Annotated in this window: 13 protein-coding genes; all 13 read right to left on the reverse strand. The window is 62.3% G+C overall.

Features of this window, described 5'->3' with window-relative positions; genetic code table 11:
- Positions 1-188: 188 nt before the first annotated feature.
- On the reverse strand, positions 189-1,307 hold the full coding sequence (locus HA399_RS11305; RefSeq protein ID WP_052384903.1) for a hypothetical protein: 1,119 nt from the start codon (positions 1,305-1,307) through the stop codon (positions 189-191).
- Between the two features lie 8 nt (positions 1,308-1,315).
- Entirely contained in the window at positions 1,316-2,113 is a 798-nt protein-coding gene (locus tag HA399_RS11310; protein ID WP_404325039.1) for a glycosyltransferase family 4 protein, read from the reverse strand.
- A 114-nt stretch (positions 2,114-2,227) separates the two neighbouring features.
- Entirely contained in the window at positions 2,228-3,217 is a 990-nt protein-coding gene (locus HA399_RS11315; protein WP_131432407.1) for a phosphoribosyltransferase family protein, read from the reverse strand.
- Between the two features lie 142 nt (positions 3,218-3,359).
- Positions 3,360-4,484 (reverse strand): glycosyltransferase, encoded by a 1,125-nt coding sequence (locus HA399_RS11320; protein WP_107336372.1) that lies wholly within the window; start codon positions 4,482-4,484, stop codon positions 3,360-3,362.
- A complete protein-coding gene (locus HA399_RS11325) occupies positions 4,478-5,947 on the reverse strand; it encodes a lipopolysaccharide biosynthesis protein (RefSeq protein ID WP_404325040.1) in 1,470 nt (489 codons plus the stop codon). Before HA399_RS11325 ends, HA399_RS11320 begins: the two co-directional genes overlap by 7 nt.
- A complete protein-coding gene (locus tag HA399_RS11330) occupies positions 5,938-6,777 on the reverse strand; it encodes a WbqC family protein (protein WP_404325041.1) in 840 nt (279 codons plus the stop codon). The genes HA399_RS11325 and HA399_RS11330 overlap by 10 nt, the downstream gene beginning before the upstream one ends.
- Positions 6,778-6,779: 2 nt before the next feature.
- Positions 6,780-7,922, reverse strand: a complete 1,143-nt coding sequence (locus tag HA399_RS11335; RefSeq protein ID WP_054556247.1) for a DegT/DnrJ/EryC1/StrS aminotransferase family protein — start codon at positions 7,920-7,922, stop codon at positions 6,780-6,782.
- Between the two features lie 178 nt (positions 7,923-8,100).
- Positions 8,101-9,411 (reverse strand): exopolysaccharide biosynthesis polyprenyl glycosylphosphotransferase, encoded by a 1,311-nt coding sequence (locus HA399_RS11340; RefSeq protein ID WP_225996327.1) that lies wholly within the window; start codon positions 9,409-9,411, stop codon positions 8,101-8,103.
- A gap of 55 nt (positions 9,412-9,466) precedes the next feature.
- Complete coding sequence (locus tag HA399_RS11345) at positions 9,467-11,686, reverse strand: polysaccharide biosynthesis tyrosine autokinase (RefSeq protein WP_107336369.1); 2,220 nt, start codon at positions 11,684-11,686, stop codon at positions 9,467-9,469.
- Between the two features lie 90 nt (positions 11,687-11,776).
- Positions 11,777-12,895: a polysaccharide export protein gene (locus tag HA399_RS11350; protein WP_054556249.1), complete on the reverse strand. Its 1,119-nt coding sequence runs from the start codon at positions 12,893-12,895 to the stop codon at positions 11,777-11,779.
- Between the two features lie 1,650 nt (positions 12,896-14,545).
- Complete coding sequence (locus HA399_RS11355; RefSeq protein WP_404326966.1) at positions 14,546-15,655, reverse strand: glycosyltransferase family 4 protein; 1,110 nt, start codon at positions 15,653-15,655, stop codon at positions 14,546-14,548.
- A gap of 119 nt (positions 15,656-15,774) precedes the next feature.
- A complete protein-coding gene (locus tag HA399_RS11360) occupies positions 15,775-16,956 on the reverse strand; it encodes a glycosyltransferase family 4 protein (protein WP_404325042.1) in 1,182 nt (393 codons plus the stop codon).
- A complete protein-coding gene (locus tag HA399_RS11365) occupies positions 16,953-18,005 on the reverse strand; it encodes a glycosyltransferase family 2 protein (RefSeq protein WP_404325043.1) in 1,053 nt (350 codons plus the stop codon). Before HA399_RS11365 ends, HA399_RS11360 begins: the two co-directional genes overlap by 4 nt.
- Positions 18,006-18,034 lie beyond the last annotated feature (29 nt).

Here is an 18,034-nt window from a genome sequence, read left to right on the forward strand (position 1 = left end):
ACATGCGCGAGCATGAGCCCGCGCGACCGGAAGCATCCGGGAGAGAAACCTTGAATAAGGGGAGCCATCGACAAGAGAAACGATCGAGAAGCGACACCAGCGCGAAAGGAAAGACGTCGCGGCTCGGGCCGGCAACTCGGTCCAGCAATTCGGTCCAGCAACCCAGTCCATCAACTCGTTCCAGCAGGTCAGTCCAGCAATGCAGGCCGGCGTTGCTGCTGCCACAGACGCACCAGCCCTGTGTCATGCGCCATGCACACCACATAGATGACCAGGAACGGGAAGCGATAGCGCACCGCGGTGCCGTAGTTGAAGACGACCAGCCCATAGATGGTGAAGGCGCCGATCAGATACAGCAGCCAGAAGAGCGTCTTCTCACGCTGGACCTGCCAGCACTTGAGGGTCAGCCAGACGAGGAAGGCGACCACCAGCAGGTTCTCTCCCGACTGGATCAACTGCAGCGCATTGGCGGCTTCCCAGGGCAATGGCTTGATCAGGAAATAGAGCGCGCCCTGGATTCCCGTCACCACGAAGTCCCCGAAGCCCTGAATGACCTCCACATCCTCGATCTTGCCGCCATCCTCCAGATACATGGCCGCGCGGAAGAAGTTGATCTGGTCCACCGCCAGCGGATAGATGACCAGCACACTGGCGGCCAGCCCGACCAGCAACCAGCAGAATCGCTTGGTCGACAGGCCCTGACGGCTGACGTCGTAGAGGAGATAGATGCCGAGGAAGATCAGCATGATCAGAGCGTTCTGGAACTTGATGATCCATAACGGCAACAGGAAGATCAGCGCCCACATCGGCCGACGTTCGATGGCCAGCAGGAAGCTGCCGAGCATGAAGCCGGTGACCAGGGTGTCGCGCAGGCTCAGTGAGCTGTAGAGCACCAGGCTCGGGTAGCACAGCACGAACAGCAGTACCGCGTGGGAGATGATGCCGCGGCGAATCAGCACCATCAGCGCGCCGATATAGAGGAACTTGTTGAAGAAGCCCAGGCTGGTGATGGTTTCCGCCAGCGGCAACGGCAACAGCGCTAGAAATCCCGACGAGACCGAGACGGTCAGGGAGTGGTCCATCGCTCCCCAGTCCATGCTGCGCATGGCCAATACCTGCTCCCAGTAGCGGAACTGGTCCGGCATGTATTCGGCATCGAACAGCACATTGTTCAACAGGTACGGCACCGCACTGCTCAGACTCAGGATGATCGCGACATTGCGCGTCACCCAACCACGCAGAAAGCCCACCATCACCAGTACCAGACAGACGAGCAGGTTGGGCAGGTCGAGCAGAATGTGTTCCATGGAAAGACTTATTCTCGTGCGCCGCTGTTGGCCAGTTCGGCCTGCAGACTGGCGGATGACATGAGAGGCGCGGACGCGCCGGTATCAGCGCTGGTGGCCTGCCGACTCACCACGCCAGAGGTATCGAGGGACGGCGAGGACTGCGCGAGGCCAGCCGCAGCTCCCCCATTGCTGACCTGCCAGCGTTGGGACGAGAAGGGTGACGCGCCCTCGACCTCGGCTGCTGACAGCATCAACGACAGGCACTGCATCAATTGATGCTCGCTCAGCGCGCCCGTCTCCTCATCAGGGGCCAACGGCAACGTCACGACGCGCGCTGCCTCGATTCCGCCCTCGTGGCGTGCCTGACAGCCCGCTTCATCGCTTTCGACCAGCACCAGTGCCGCATGCGGATACTTGAGCGCCATTCTGCGCCTCAGGCCCCGCGCCTTGCTGCCCGCCGCCACCAGTTCACTGGCCGGTGTCACGGCATGATGCGCAATCACCGGCACGCGCCAACGATCCAGACGGCGCGCCTTGAGCGCATTGAGGTTGGCTTCCAGACCGCTGGACAACAGGACACATGGGCGATGACGCGCCAGATAGCGCGTCAGGGCCAGCACGCCCGTCAACTCAGTGTGCACGCCCAGCTCTACCAGCCGCACCCCATGTGCCAGACCTTCGATCAACTCCTCATGGGCCTGGGGCACGATGAGGTCCACCTCGTGACCCAGGCGCGTCAGCCCCGCCGCCAACGCCAGCATCTGGCGAGTCTCGAGGGTCATCTGCCGTGCCACGACCAAAAGCGCCATCCGATGCGTCTTCATTGCCACTCCTTCGCCAGTGTTAGCCTTGAGCCAGGCTTGATCGAGTCAATTCACGATGACCGCCATGCCACCTGCGCATGGCGGTCATCGTCAGCCCCACTTCCTTCGGTGTGTTCAGGCCAGGCGCTGATAGACACTGCGCGCCTGGCGGGCCAGCGGCGCCGGCAACCAGGTCACGACCCGGCGCGCCATGCGCTTGAACGTGCACACCAGCACCTGGCCCTTCTTCTGCGCTGACATCGAGGCCCACTCGGGGGTCATCATCTGGTGGGCGTCCACGCAATAGACGGGCCTGCCGGTCATGCGCGTGATGTTGGTGGCCTGCCCCACCTCGCTTTCGATGAACAGGCGACAGCCGGAGTCACGGTAGTAATCCGCCTTGTGACTCGAATGGCGATTCTGGCGCAGCCGCTCTTCCTTGCTGGGCAGGTCGAGCATGATCAGGTGGTCATACTCGACACCGTGACGGGCCAGCCAGGCGGTCGTCTCGGGACGATATTTTTCCAGCCGGTTGGTGACCAGCGAGTGCACACGGTAGGTCGGGATATGCAGAGGCGCCGCGTTGGTCAGGAAGTCGCGATAGCGCGGGCCGTCATCGTTCTGCTCAGGCGTCGGGTCGAGGCACAGCACGCCATCGATATCCAGGCAGCTATCGGCCAGCGCCGGGTGATGGAACAGATTCCACTGGAAGGCACGCGGGTGCTCCAGCTCGACCAGATACATGTCCACCCCCACCACCGGTGCCGGATTGGCATAGATGACACAGGTGGTGATGTCACAGGGGCATTCTTGCGGAATGCGCGCCAGGGAGGCCTTGAGCGAGGCTCCACTGTTGAAACTGTCATCGACCAGCAGCACACGCTGATTTTCCCAGGCGCTCTGCGCCGCCCCCCGGACCTTGCGCGTCATTCCCTTGCCGGGCGAGCCGTTGGCGATGAAGGTGTCGAGATCCGTGCAGGCCCGATTGAGCATGGCGCTGATCATGTAGGCCGGCACCATTCCACTGCGCGGGATTCCGACGATCAGATCGAAATTCCCGGCCTGCAGGCGCGACAACTGTCTGGCGATATCCGAACTCAGGTCGGCGTAACTGCGATAATTCATGTTGCGGTCCCCTTGCGACTCACGACGGCCCAAGGCCGATATCCTTCGCGCTTTTGTGTGTTGCAGCGCTTTTTTGATGTCATTGACGACGTCCTGTCATCAAACGCTTCTCCCGCCCTCATCCCCCGATAACCGGGGGCATTCAGGCGCTTTTACGCTTCTGCACTGCGCTGTCGGATGTCACACGACGGCGACGAGTGCCTATCAACCTGGTCATCACATCCTGACGCACGAGGCGCAGCAGCCGACTGCGGTCCATGTGCGAGAGCAGCGCGACCCCCTGGCGGAAGTTGGCCAGGCGCTGCATGGGGCTCGCGGGCGCCATCACGTACTGCTTGAAGTAGTGATAGAGCGGGATATACAGGCTGTCGGAATGCGGCATATGCCGGGTATTGGCATGAAAGACGTCGATGGCCGAGATCATGTCGCGCTGATAGCGCTGTTCGGCCTCGCTTTCCTGCTGCTGCGATGTCCAGGAACCCTTGGCATTGCGGCGATAGACACAGGCAGCATCTTCGTAATAGAGAGTCTCGCCTTGCAGTGCCATGTAGGACTGCAGGAAGAAGTCCATGATCGGGGCGCCGCGATAGGACGCCATCATCGCGTCGACGGTGGCATCGACGCGTCGGAAGCTGAAGGCCGGCGACGGAATGGAGGCGCCGCGCAGCCCGATCACCGCCTCGGCAGAGATCTTCTTCACGCTATCGGCATAGCGGCAGATGAGCGAATGCTCGCCGGTGGCTTCATTGAATTCCAGCGCCGGATGGAAGCAGACCGTCGCCTCGGGATAGGCATCGAACAAGGCGACCTGACGGGCCAGCTTGTCGGGTTTGATCCAGTAATCATCGCCTTCGCAATAGGCAATGATGTCGCCGCGCATCACCGGCATGCAGAAGGTGATCGGCCAGATATGCTGCGAGTACTGGTTCACGTCCTGCAGGATCGGCCGCACGATGTTCGGGTAACGGGCCGCATATTCCTCGATGATTTCCCGCGTGCCATCCGTCGAGACATCGTCATGCACGACGATCTCGAACGGAAAACGCGTGCGTTGCATCAGAAAGCCATCCAGCGCCATGCGAATGTAGTCGCCATGATTGAAGGCGAAGCACATCACCGAGACGCGCGGGGCGCTGAGATCGCCCTCCCACTCGGCCATGATGGCGGCTTCCTCGGCGGGCGCCGGCGGTACAGGCAAGGGGCCTGACTGCGGTGTGCCATCCATGAGGGGCGTCGCGAGTGCCCGGGCATAACTCAGTTCTAACATGCAGTATTCCCCACTTTCCGTTGTGAAAGACGCTCCTGGATCCAGCCGGCGCCGTACTGCCAGGCCGCGAAGCGCAGCCAGCAGGACAGCAACAGGTAGGCCGCCCCTGCCAGCAGGCCTGATGCCACCAGTACCACCGGCGCCGGCCAGATGGCCAACAGCGCAGGCACGGCCCACCAGGTCGTGCCCGCCACCGCAGTGGCCAGCAGCAGAGCCGGCAGGAAGTCGGCCAGCTGCTCGCGGATGCTGTAGTTGATCAACTCCCGCGAGAACCAGGCATTGGGGATGTAGGACACCACCGCCACCACGATCTGCCCGATCAGGATCGCCATCACGCCATGGCGCCAGGTCACCGCCAGCACCGCACAGATCAATACCTTCTTGACGATCTCGAGCCCGAGGAACAGGTCCGAGCGCCCCTTGACCTTGAGCACATTGAGATTGAGCGTGCTCAGGGGATACATGACGGCCGCGATGCACATCAGCTGCAGATAAGGCACCGCCGCCAGCCACCGCTCGGGCAATAGCGTCAGGAACAGCGGCTCGGCCAGCGCCGCCAGCAACAGCATCGCCGGGAACAGCAGATAGACCATGACCTGCAGGATCTGACGATAGGCACTCTTGAGGCGTACGGGATCCGCCTGGATGCTCGCCAGCGCCGGGAAGGTCACGTTCTGCACCGCCGTCACCAGCTGATTGATCACCAGCTCCTTGAGACGCTCGGCGAAGAAGAACAGCCCCGCCACCGAAGCGGAGAACAGCTTGGCGATCAGCAGCACATAGAGATTGACGAACAGCACATCCAGCATGCGTGACAGGAACATCTTGTAGCCGAAGCGGAACATCGCCTTGAACGACACCACGTCGAATTCCAGCCGCGGCCGCCAGCTGCCCCACCACCACATCAGGGCGGTAGTGACCAGCGCCGCCGTCAACATCTGCCCCACCAGTGCCCAGACCCCGAAGCCCAGCCAGCCCAGCAGCACTGCCACCCCGCCCGACACCACGCTGCCGGGAATGCCAGCCTTCATGCGCGTGCGAAAATCCAGCGCACGGTTGAGCATCGCGCCCTGAATGACCTCGAAGGAATTGATCAGCACCACGATGCCGCCGATACGCACCAGCACGATCAGGCGTGGCTCGGCATAGAAGTCGGCGATCAGGGGGGCGCTGGCATACAGCAGGCCGTAGGCCAGCACCCCGAAGGCGATATTGCTGAAGAAGGCGGTGCTGGCATCACGCGGCCCGAGGGTCGGCATGCGCAGAATGGCCTGCTGAAGACCGGAATCCATCATGGCCGAGGCGATGGTCAGAAAGACCAGCACCATCGCCAGCAACCCGAAATCTTCCGGCACCAGCAGCCGCGCCAGTAGCAGCGTGACCAGGCTGGCCATGCCACGCCGCAACAGCTGATCGGAGAAATTCCACAGAATGCCGATGGCGGTCTTGTTGCTCAGTGACACGAGGCGTGGCCCCCCTGTTGCGAGTGGGCCGAGACATCGCGCGCCAGCGGCCCCGGCACAGACGCCGTATCACCCGCAACATTGCCCGCGGCGCGCAGCAGCTCCAGGTCTTCCGGCAGCAGCTGGTACTCGGCGAGTCTGTCGCGCACCTCGCCCGGTGAGCACCACATCAGCACATCGATGATCGACAGGCCGGCGACGAACTCCGACTGACGCCCCGAGCGACGCGAATCAAGCGGTGTCTGGCAGTAGTCACTCGGCTGGCTGGCGAGGAATGACAGCGTGATGCCATTGGCCGCAAAGGGCGCCGCCTGGTAGAGCTTGCGGCCGCCGATGCTGTTGATGTAACCCTCGGCCCCGCGCATCAGTGACATCTCGATCAGACGGTCCTGGGCCTTGAGACTGCGATCGTGCTCAAGCTCACTGGTGAGCAGAAAGCGACACTCCAGCCCCAGGTAGTCACACACCCGCTCGAAGCTGTACTTGCACAGCGCCCCGATGCGGCGGTCTTCATGCTGGAACACCGCCTGCAGCAGCGGCATGACCTGTGCGTAATACGGCGCCTTGGCATAGGCGTGATGCAGCGTGGTCAGCAGGCTGTCCGGTGTCGGACCGAAGACGAGTTCGCTGATCAAGCGGTTGGGCGACGCCTTGGGCACCGACAGCGTGAAGCGATGCGCCTTGCCGCCCAGCAGTACATTGTTGCGATTGATATAGCCACGCGGAATGAAGGCGACATCGTCATAGACGAGAAACTCGTCACAGGCATGCATCAGCTGGAAATAGCCGATATGCGGGAACAGATAGGGCTGCATGATCGCGATGTTCATGATCAGGCGGCCTTGACGTGGCGATTGACGATGATGCGCACCGCCCCGAGGATCTCGCTGACCTCAAGCCCCGAGTAGAGCGGCAGGCACAGGATACGACTGGCGATATCGGTGGAATGCACGATCTGCGGGGTGATGACATCCTCGTCCTGCAATTCGGCGGCGGGCCGCCCGAGGAAGGACAGCGATTCCAGCGACGGGCAGAAGTAACGTCGTGCCAGATAGCCTTCCTGCTGCAGACGCTGCATCACCTCGAGCAGCATGCTTTCGCTTTCGAGAATGATCGGGAAGTAGGCGTAATTCAGGCTGGCGCCGGTCTGGCGGGTCTGCAGCTGGACATTGCCGCGCAGCGCCTGGGCATAGGCATGCCAGACCAGCGCCCGGCTCTCCAGATTGCCTTCGATCTCATCCAGCACGCACAGCCCCATCGCCGCCTGGAACTCATTCATCTTGGCGTTGATGCCCAGTTCCTCGATGCACTCCGGGCCGGTGATGCCGAAGTTGATCAACTTGCGGGCACGTTCCAGGTCTTCCTTGCGCTTGAAGATGATCGCGCCGCCTTCGATGCTGTGGAACAGCTTGGTGGCGTGGAAGCTCAGGGTGCTGGCATCGCCATGTGACAGCAGGCTGTTGCCGCGATAGGTCACGCCGAAGGCGTGGGCACCGTCATAGATGACCTTCAGATCATGCGCCTCGCCCAGCGCATCGATGGCCTCGACATCACAGGCATTGCCGAACACGTGCACCGGCACGATGGCACGGGTGCGTGGCGTGATGGCCGACTCGATGCGTGCCGGGTCCAGACACAGGGTGTCGGGGTCGATATCCGTGAACACCGGCTGCATGCCCTCCCACTTCAGGCTGCTGGCGGTGGCGATGAAGGTGAAGGGCGTGGTGATGACCTCCGCCGATTCGTACTGGCCCGGCATCTGGGCGATGCCCAGCGCGCGATAGGCGATCTGCAGCGCCAGGGTGCCATTGCTGACCAGCAGCAGGTTCTCGACGCCCAGGTAGGTTTCCAGGCGCCGAGTGAGCTCCTGCTCGAGCGGGCCGTGGTTGGTCAACCAGCGCCCCTCGAAGATGGAATCCACATAGCGGTCGAAATTCTCCCGCTCCGGGAAGTAGGGACGCGTCACCGTAATCATGATATCGACTCCTTTCGTACATCAGATGAAGGTTGGCTCTGACAGCAGACGAGTGCCGGTGCAGCGCGTTCGCTGCCGGGTTCCTCTGGCAGCGACTTGGTACACGTTTCAGAGAAGTGCCGCACACTCGCCTGCGGAGACACTCGTCTACAGACGTCTATAGATAGTGCAGGCCCGCTCAGCGCGAGCCGTTGCCGCTGATCACGATCTTGATGGTGCGAATCACCACCAGCAGATCGAGCCAGAAGGAAAAGTGCTTGATGTAGAAGAAGTCGTATTCCAGCTTGCGGATCATGCCTTCCACTTCAGCGGCGTAGCCCTGCTCGACCTGCGCCCAACCGGTGATGCCCGGACGCACGACATGGCGGTAGTGGAAGAACGGCACGTCCTTGCGATACCAGTCGGCCAGGTTCATCGACTCGGGGCGCGGGCCGATCAGGCTCATGTCGCCCTTGAGCACGTTGAACAGCTGGGGCAGCTCATCGAGACGGCACTTGCGGATGAAGCGCCCGACTCGCGTGATGCGCGGGTCACTGCCTTCCTGGGTGAAGCCCGCGCCCTTCATGCCGTCATACATGCTGCGGAACTTGTAGACGGTGAAGGGGCGGCAGTGAAAGCCCATGCGCGGCTGACGAAAGATCACCGGCCCGGGACTGTCGAGGCGGATCGCCAGCGCCGTCAGCAACATGACCGGCGCCAGCAACGGCAGCATGAGCGCGGCGACGGTGAAGTCCATCCAGCGCTTGATGACCTCATAGTCCTCCCGCGGCGTCAGCGAGCCGAACTCGTTGGCGTAGAGGTGATCCAGCAGCACGCGACCGGTGATCATCTCGTGGGCATGGGTGGCGTGATAGACCGGAATACGGTGGATGGTGCAGTCGGCCAGGAAACTCTCCCACTCGCTGGGCAGCTCACCGCGCAGGTCCGCCACCACGCCGTCGATACGCGGCAGGCCGACCAGATCAGGCCCGCGCAACGACAGCCACTCGACGCCCGGGCGGGTGCACAGACTCGGCGCCTTGCCGTAGGGCACCACCGCGAAGCGCATCCGGCGCAGTCGGGTATCGATGTAGTAGTAGGCCGTGCACAGGCTCACCGCGAGCAGGAAGGACAGGCCGACCTGGTGACGCGAATACTCCAGCCCCAGCACGCCCAGCACCATCATCAAGGTCAGATAGGAGATGACGATCGCCGGCACGACATAGAGGTAGGAGCGCGTGCCCGGCAGGCGGGACAGGCGATTGACCGCCGTCACCGACAGGGTGTACGCCACGCCGGTGCCCAGCAGGGCATGCCACTGATCATCGCTGGTCAGCCACCAGTGGGTGTCACCCTGCATCAGCTGGTTCAACCCTGCCTGGTACAGTGCCGGCGCGATGACCACCACCAGCATCCCGAAGATCAGCTGCAATCGCTTGCTGGCCAGCAAGCGCTCGTAGTGATGCGAGTAACGCCGCTGATGCTCCATCGACAAGGGTATACCGCTCATCGTGCTTACCTCCTCCGTGATTCAAGCGTCATGAGAGCTGCCAAGCGAGACGATGTCAGGCGTAGCTGTAGTTGTAATAACCGTAGCCATGCTTGTCGCCAGCTTGCGGTTCGATGGCATTCAGGATGGCGCCCTTGACGTGAATGCCATTGTTCTCGAGCTTCTTGCGTGCATGCTCGAGTTCGCGCACCTGGTTCATGCCAAAGCGCGCCACCATCAGACTGGCGCCGACGTGACGACCGATGATCAGCGCTTCGGTCACGGCCAGTACCGGCGGCGTGTCGATGATGATCAGGTCGTAACGCTCACCGAGTTGCTCCAGCAGCTCGGCGAAATTGGGCTGCATCAACAGCTCCGACGGGTTGGGCGGCGCGACGCCACGGCCCAGGAAATCAAGATTGTCGATGCGCGAGTGATACAGCACGCTGTCCAGCGGACTGGCCCCGCTGAGCACATCCGACAGACCGCCCTGCTCGGAGGTACGCTGGAAGGCGTGATGCAGGTGGCCGCGGCGCATGTCGGCATCGATCAGCAGCACGCGCTGACCGGCCTCGGCGCTCACCGCCGCCAGATTGAGGCTGACGAAGCTCTTGCCGATGCCCGGACTCGGCCCGGTGAACATCACCGACTTGCGGCGATTGTCGAGCAGGGCGAAGTGCAGGCTGGTACGCAGGCTGCGCAGAGCCTCGATACTGATGTCCGACGGCTGGGAGGTGGCCAGCACCCCCTGATAGATCTCGCGGCCGCCCTTCTCGCCCTTGAGGCGCACGCGGCGCATCATGTTGTGCTGCTGCGGCGACAGCGGCACCGTGGCGTAGACGGGCAGGTCCAGCGCCTCGATCTGCTCGGCGGTGTCGATGCCCTTGCGCATCGCATGACGCAGCAGCGCGGCCAGCGTGCCCAGCATCAGGCCGATCATGCAGAACACGGCCAGCATCAGGGACGTCTTCGGCGAGATGGGCACCGGCTGCAGCACCGCGGGGTCCAGGATGCGCACATTGCCGACGGTGCCGGCCTTCTTGAGGCGCACTTCCTCGCGCTTGTTGAGCAGCGCGACATAGATTTCCTGGCTGACGGTGACATTGCGGTTCAGGTTGAGCGCCTCGCGCTGGGCGGCCGGCAGTTGCTCGGCCTGCTTCTGCACGCGCGCCTTCTCCTGATTGAGCGAATCACGACGTGCCACCAGCGCCCGATAGGCCGGGTGCTCGCTGGTGTAGGCTCGGGACAGCTCGGCCAGGCGCAGCTTGATCTCGGTCAGCTGATTGTCCAGCCCGACGAGATTCTCCATCACCTGCTGACTCTCGGCGGTCAGATCGACCGAGTCGCGACGGCGGCGATAGTCGTTGAGTGCCGATTCGGCCTCATCAAGCTGGCCACGCAGCGTCGGGATCTGGTCGCCCAGAAAGCCGAGCTGATTGTCCGCCTCGGCAGATTCCCGCTCGATGTTCTGCTGCAGGAAGACATTGGTGATGGTGTCCAGGGTGTTGACGATGGCGGTCTGGTCACTGCCGGACAGGCTCAGCGTGACCACCCCGGTGTCGGTGCCATTGCGCACGGCGGTGAAGCGCGACTTGAGCGAATTGATGGCGCTCAGGTCCGAGATACTGGTCAGCGTGAAGCGCGCCCCCGGCTCGGCTGACAACTCGCGCACGAAGACCTTGATGCCCTCCGCCAGCGCGTTCTCGCCCACCTTGCCATCGACGATCGCCTGCCCCTCGGCATCCAGCAGGCGGTAGCGCTCATCGCCCAGGGCCTCTAGGGTCAGCGTCTGCTGTTGCCACGGGCCGCTGAGCTCGAGCGTGGTGACCTTGAGGGTGTCATCGCCCCAGGCGTAATCCTGCCCGCCGAGGCTTGCCGGCAGGCGCAGATGGCGGTTGGAGAGCCAGTCACCGATGACCGGGTAACGCACCGGAGAGACCACGATATTGAGGCGCTCGCGATCCACGGCCTGGCCCAGTACCAGTCGTGAGGCGAGAATTTCCAGCTCATCGCTGGTGCTGCTCTCGTCGCTGCCGGTCGCCTGACCGGCCAGCGGACCCAGCAGACTGGCGCTGCCGCCCTTGTCCTCGATCTGGATCAGGGAATCGGCCAGGTAGATGCGCTGCTGGCTACCGACGAGATAGATGCCCAAGAGAGTGAACAGCAGCGTGCTGCCGATCAGCCACCAGCGTCGATGCCAGAGCAAGGCGAGAATGGTGCTGAAATCGAGTCGGCGCGTGGTGTCCTTGCCAGGCTGTGCAGAAGAGGATGGCATGGGAGAGGTGTACTGATTCATGACGCCGCCTTGAGTAAACGATTCAGGCCCGGCGGGCAGGTGATACGGCAGGTCGCGACGCGACCTGCCATGCGGGAGTGGGACATGACCTCAATCCTCGATGTCATCGATGACCGAGACGAAGGCCCCGGTACTGGTCACGGACGGCAGCAGCTGGCTCAGCACACGGTTCCAGCGGCTGACCGGCGCGGCGGTCACGTAGACCACATCACGCGGTTGCAGCGGGAAGCGCGCGCCCAGCATCAGCGAGGTCGCATCCGAGATATCGAGAATGAAGACCGTGGCCAGCTTGTCGGACTCCGGCGAATTTTCACGCACCACGAAGACGCCTGACGGATTGGCGCGGTCCTCATCGACCCCGCCGGCCCGCGACAGCGCATCGGTGAGGCTCAGACGTTCATTGCCCACCGGCATGTTGCCGGGCTTGAGTACCTGACCGAGCACGAAGACATTCTGGTCTTCCGCCACCGGCACATTGATCACGTCGCCATCCTTGAGCAGACGGTTCTGACGCATGTCGCCCTGCTGCAGCAGCTGATAGAGACTCAGGTGCTCCTGCTGGCCGTCGCGCGTCAGCGTGATGTTGTGGGTGTTGGCCAGTGCGGTGACCCCGCCGCTGGCACTGATGGCATCGATCAGGGTCAGCGGAACATCCGTGACCGGCACGAAGCCTGGCTCGGTCACGGCGCCACTCAGATAGACGCGCTTGGAGCGGAACTGCGCCACCGAGACATTGACCTGCGGCTCGGTGATGTAACGGGACAGCCCCGCGACCAGCGCGGCGCGCACCTCATCCACCGTCATGTCGCGAATGTTGATGCGCCCGACATAGGGGTAGAACAGCGTGCCATCCGGCTGGACGATGTAGGTCAGTGCCTCGACCGTCTGACGCTGCACACCGCTTTCCTGAGCCAGGTCCAGCGGCGTGCTCAGGTTGATGGCCAGGATGTCGCCGCCGCCCACGCGGTAGACGTACTGCTTGATGTCATCGACCAGCTCAGGCGGCGCGGGAGCGGTCTGGGCGGGGCGTGCGCGATAATTGGAGATCAGCCCGGGGGTGATCGGCGTGACTTCCACCTGGTCGGTCAGCGGCGCGACCTCGGCTTCATAATCCATGTGCCCACCGGGCGCGAAGGCACACCCGCTCATCGCCAATACCACGGCGGCAAATGAGAACGCCCGGAGCGTCGTTCTGACCGGTATATCCATATCCTGTCTCTTCCCCTGTGATCCTGACCGCTACCGCCAGGCGCTGTTTCGGCACGCTACCGCCCCGAGGAACTGGCGTTCTCCCCTGCTGCCGATAGCGGCGCCCTGTTGGCGTACATGTCATCTGTCATGGAGTGGTCACGCCTGCCCTTCGATACCCCTGCGATATCACCGGACACACGTCAGGCATGTGTCCATGACACATGCCCATGACCGAACTCCGAAATGGAACGTTTATTAGTATTTTAGTAATTCACTACCAGGCATCTAACACATGAAACATATTGCATTGATCGACTTTCTCATCAATCAAGACAACATGGCTCATTTGATTAACCGATACTTATAAGATTGATCGCACCAACATTACTGATTACTTCTTTCTTGCACTTTTATTGACATTTCCGTTCAAGCGACTCGTTGCTTGAACCTGTCAGGAGCTACTGTCGACGGAAGGTTTGTGCCGCCCCTTCAAGCAGGCGAGACCTGACGATCTCGTTGGCGAGTCAGCTGGCACGGCAGCGTCAGAACGGGATGAGAATTCATGCCCGCATGCATTCCATGGAGAGGTGCGATGATTGAGGTGCAACGCTCGATCGCCCGGATGCGCCTGCGCCATCTGCCCGACCTGGCAGGTAGCGCGACCTCGAATGAGGCGACCGCCCAATGCCCCGCAAGGCAAGGGACACGGCCGCTGGCGCGTAAGGCACCGACGACTTCTTCAATCACGTCCAATATATCAAATCCATTTAATACAAGGTGTTACTGACATTCTCTGCCTGAGCTGACGCACTATCCTGTACGTCTGTGGCAAGCTCGGGTCTGACTGACCACCCAGCGGCAATGGCCCCGACCCCAGACTCGACCCCGGGACTTGATGCCTTCTCATGAAGCATTTCGCCGTACCCGGTGTCGCCCGCTGGAGCGGTACCTCTACCCGCCTGACTGCCCATCTGCGAGGCCCGGCCTGCTCTTGTCTCGTGCTTGTATCGCGCTTGTGTCGCTCGACTCCTGCACATGCTGTCTGCATGCCTCGGCCATGCCCGGCGACCTCGATAGGCCATGACATGACGCACGTCGCAGCGAAGAGAACCTGGCGCTTTACCGGCGACGTCTGATTCGCCAATAAGCGACATTACTGTCCCCTCTTCAACAGGGCTGATAATAAATCAATTGACTTCAACAGCAAGGACTTGTCGGGTCGTCGAGACGATTGTACTGGCGGTGGTAACTTTAAGCTGCTTCCCCTAATCCTCATCATTGGCAGTCAGGCACCTGACAGACGACAGATTACCCTTAGCGCATCTAATGCGAATTGCGAAATCAAACTACTTTAATTTAGCAACAACTCATCATCTGACTCACCTTTGCAGAATGAGAAATCCCAACTGCACTTTGCACGGGCCCCACATACGCTCCGCAGACCCCTGGATACGCCCCGCAAACGTTTAGCAGATACCGCGCAGATACCTCGACCACGCCTGGACACGCCCCAAAGACGAAAAGGCCAGGGAGTGTCAGCGACACCCCCTGGCCTTTCCAATAACGATCATGAGCGACACAACGTGGCCGGCTTTCCTGACCATGCCTTTCCTGAACATGCCTTTCCTGAACATGACTTTCCGTCACTTGGGTGTCCGCTGCGGACACTCAGGGCGTCACCTCCAGCCCCGAGGTGTCCTGCGCCGGTTGGTGGCTGCCATACAGCGCCAGATGCCCGCTCAGGGCGGTATCGATGTGATAACTGGCCCCGTAACGGCGCGCGTTGCGGGCGAAGGCACGCCGCAATTCAGCATCTCCCACCAGTCGCCCCAACGCCTCGGCGTAGCGCTCAGGCGTGTGCTGGTCGACCACCAGGCCGTTGCCGACCCGATGCACCACCTCGGCACAGCCGCCGACATCGGTGACCAGCACCGGCAGACCACTGAGCGTCGCCTCCAGCAGCGAGATCGGCAGCCCTTCCCAGGCAGATGACATGATGAAGGCATCGGCGCTGGCCAGCAGCCCCGCCACATCCGAGATATTGCCCAGCAAGCTGACCTCATCAGTGAGCCCGAGCGCCTCGATCTGCGCCATCAGCTGTGCCTTGTGCGGGCCCTCGCCGGCGATCCTGAGCGTGAACGCCAGGCCCTGCGCCTTGAGTCTGGCGCAGCTTTCCAGCATCAGGGGGTATTGCTTGGCATCGGTCAGACGACCGATCGCCGCCAGCTGTACCGGGGCCTGCTGATTCGCCTCCCGCCAGCCACTGGCCTTGAGACGCGCGCCGGAGACGGCGTTGTCGATCTGTACCACCGGACGCGCCGCAATCGGCGCCAGCTTGTCGGTGCAGGCGCGACAGATACCGACGTAGGCCGTCACGCGACGATCAAACAGCCGGAACATCCAGGCCGGCGCGCCCAGCTCGATACTGTGCACCGTCATCATCACCGGCAACTGACGCGGCAACCCAAAGGCGAACATCAGTGCGTAATACAGGTGGCAGTGCACCACATCCGGCGCGAAGCGCGTCACTTCCCTGCGCAGCCTCGTCACGCCTCGCCACGGGCGGCGGCGTGTCTCGATGCCCAGAAACGAGTAGCTGACATTGCCGGCACTCAGCTGGCTCAGAAAGCGATGCTCGTATTCGAGGTCACGGCCACATTGCGCGGCGGTTTCCAGAAAGGTGATATGCACACTGTGGCCAGCGGCCACCATCGCCAGACTCAGGTCCTTGACGTAGACCTCGGCGCCGCCAGAGGCGGGAGTCGAGATGACATGCATGATTCTCACGGCGATAGCCTCCTGCTGTCGTTCATGAAAAAAGTGAGGGCGGCTGCCCTCACTTGTCTGTCCACTGGCTGTCTTGCCTACCACCCTCATCCAGGCGGTCGTCATGCCGATCAGATCACCTTCAACAGCGCCGGGGCCTCCAGTCCCTCAAGCATCGTGCGCCAGCTGGCCTCGACGGTATTGCGCGAGAAGCGGTCCAGGCCGTAATCCACATTGGCGCGCAACCTGTCGAGCACCGCCTCATCCCCCAGCACCTCATCAAGCTGACGGGTCATGGCCTCCACATCACCCTGCGCGACCAGATAGCCATTGACGCCATGCTTGATGATCTCGCCCGGCCCGGCCGGACACGCGAAGCTGACACAGGGCACGCCACAGCTCAGCGCCTCGACCAGCACCAGGCCAAAGCCCTCGAAGCGCGACGAGAGCACGAACAGGTCCGCCGCGGCGTATTCGCGCCGGATATCCCGGCATTGGCCCGGCATCTGCAGCTGATGGGTGATCTTCAGGCGCTCGGCCTGCGCCATCAGGGCGCCACGCTCTGCACCCTCGCCGACGATGCGCAAGACCCAGCCATCACGGGTCGCCTCAGGCAACGCCGCCCAGGCCTCAAGCAGCAGATCGAAGCCCTTCTGCGGCTCGAGGCGGCCGACGGCCACCGCCACTTTGGGCGACCTGGCGTCTCGTAAGTCCGCCACCTGCTCAGCACTGCTCTCACGGCTCTGATGCGCCTGACGCTCGGCAACGACATGCTCCAGCGGATTGAGGTTGGGCACCACGCTGAGTCGCTCGCGCGCGGCCGGATGCAGACGCTCCCAGTACTGGCGGTCTTCATGCGACAGCACCACGATGCGGTCGGCGCGATGCGCCGCCAGACGCCGCGCCGTATCACGGCGAGCAACGCCGAGATCCGAGGTGGCATTGAAGTGCTCCCAGCACAGGTAGCGCGTGCGGCGACAGAGCAGCGTCGGCAGCAGGAAGGGCAGGAAGCCGATGCTCTCGACCACCACCACCACATCCGGGCGCTTGCGCAGCACCACCCACAGCAGGCGCAGGAACAGCCACAGGCCACGCACGGCGCCCAGATGCGAGCGCTCGGGATAGAGTGATTCGTGCACGATATCGTCATGCAGCGGATAGGGACTCTCCGCCGGGCCATATTCGCTGAGTATCTCGACCTGATAATCGCCACTGGCGGCCAGCATGTTGGCGGTATCGGCGCAGGCACGTTCGGTGCCGCCGGTGCGTGACTGGGCACCGGTATAGAACAGGATATGTTTATGAGTGCTCATGAGGCGTATTGGCTCCGGCGGACAAGTTGCCGGGACAATGCCGGGCTCACTGCATAGCTCATCAACAGTGCCTGCTCCTTCAGCGAGAGCTGGCGCAGAGATGACCAGGACGCTTGTCGCACCTGATCGAGCACGACCTTGCGCACCCGCGAATCATCCGCCGTCTTGTTGATCGCCTGACGCATGATGAAGCTGACGCCGACGAAACGCAGGCCGCGGATTTCCAGCAGGGCCATGCCGTGCGTCGCGGCGAAATGCTCGCGATAATGCTCCGCGAAGACCCGCCAGCTGCGGTGGAACTTGTCCAGCTCCTGGTTGCTGAACGGCTTGCGCGTCAGAGAGCCGTCACTGCGCTTGTCGAAGTAATACAGCACCTCGGGCAGATACAGTACGCGCTCTGCGCGTCCGAACAGATCCAGGTTATAGAGGCCATCCTGCGACACGGGCAGATCAGGGAAGCTCAGCGAGCAGGCCAGATCGGCGCGGATCGCCTTGCCCCAGGGAGACGACACGATGGTGTCATGCATGAAGTCACGAAAGGCCCGGGCCAGCGGGCGCTCCTCGGCCTGCTGGCAGAATGCCAGGCTGTCGTGATCGCCCTTGGGGCCTTGCAGGCAGTAGCGGAAGACCACCGCCTCGGGCGAGTCGAACGCCTCGATGCGGGCCTGCAGAATATCCAGCGCGCCAGGCGCGAAATGATCATCAGCGTCACAGAACAGCACATAACGGCCGCTGACCAGGCTCAGACCATGATTGCGCGTGCCACCCGGCCCCATGTTGTGAGGATTGCGGCGCAGAACCAGCCGCCCGGGGATGTCAGGCGTCTCGCCGGGCGGCGTGGACACTGAGGATTGCTGCTCCATTTGCTGCTGCGCCCGTCGCTCAGCCCACAGGAATCCATCATCCGTCGAGCAATCATCAATGATGATGTGTTCATAGGATGCCTGGTTGTCACGCAAGCTGTTGATACAGCGCGCAAGACCATCCCCTGAATTGTGATTTGGCGTCACGATGGAAAAGTAAGGCGACTTCCCTGTATAGCGTTCCATGCCCTGCCTTCTTTATTGTTCACTGTCGT

Origin of the sequence: Cobetia sp. UIB-001 (assembly GCF_044789135.1) — a bacterium.
Classification (GTDB): domain Bacteria; phylum Pseudomonadota; class Gammaproteobacteria; order Pseudomonadales; family Halomonadaceae; genus Cobetia; species Cobetia amphilecti.

Bases quoted from the DNA above. Each gene is read 5' to 3' on its own strand.
- HA399_RS11360 (WP_404325042.1), bottom strand. From the start codon at position 16,956: ATGAGCACTCATAAACATATCCTGTTCTATACCGGTGCCCAGTCACGC.
- HA399_RS11350 (WP_054556249.1), bottom strand. From the start codon at position 12,895: ATGGATATACCGGTCAGAACGACGCTCCGGGCGTTCTCATTTGCCGCC.
- HA399_RS11330 (WP_404325041.1), bottom strand. From the start codon at position 6,777: ATGAACATCGCGATCATGCAGCCCTATCTGTTCCCGCATATCGGCTAT.
- HA399_RS11320 (WP_107336372.1), bottom strand. From the start codon at position 4,484: ATGTTAGAACTGAGTTATGCCCGGGCACTCGCGACGCCCCTCATGGAT.
- HA399_RS11365 (WP_404325043.1), bottom strand. From the start codon at position 18,005: ATGGAACGCTATACAGGGAAGTCGCCTTACTTTTCCATCGTGACGCCA.
- HA399_RS11345 (WP_107336369.1), bottom strand. From the start codon at position 11,686: ATGAATCAGTACACCTCTCCCATGCCATCCTCTTCTGCACAGCCTGGC.
- HA399_RS11315 (WP_131432407.1), bottom strand. From the start codon at position 3,217: ATGAATTATCGCAGTTACGCCGACCTGAGTTCGGATATCGCCAGACAG.
- HA399_RS11335 (WP_054556247.1), bottom strand. From the start codon at position 7,922: ATGATTACGGTGACGCGTCCCTACTTCCCGGAGCGGGAGAATTTCGAC.
- HA399_RS11310 (WP_404325039.1), bottom strand. From the start codon at position 2,113: ATGAAGACGCATCGGATGGCGCTTTTGGTCGTGGCACGGCAGATGACC.
- HA399_RS11340 (WP_225996327.1), bottom strand. From the start codon at position 9,411: ATGAGCGGTATACCCTTGTCGATGGAGCATCAGCGGCGTTACTCGCAT.
- HA399_RS11305 (WP_052384903.1), bottom strand. From the start codon at position 1,307: ATGGAACACATTCTGCTCGACCTGCCCAACCTGCTCGTCTGTCTGGTA.
- HA399_RS11355 (WP_404326966.1), bottom strand. From the start codon at position 15,655: ATGCATGTCATCTCGACTCCCGCCTCTGGCGGCGCCGAGGTCTACGTC.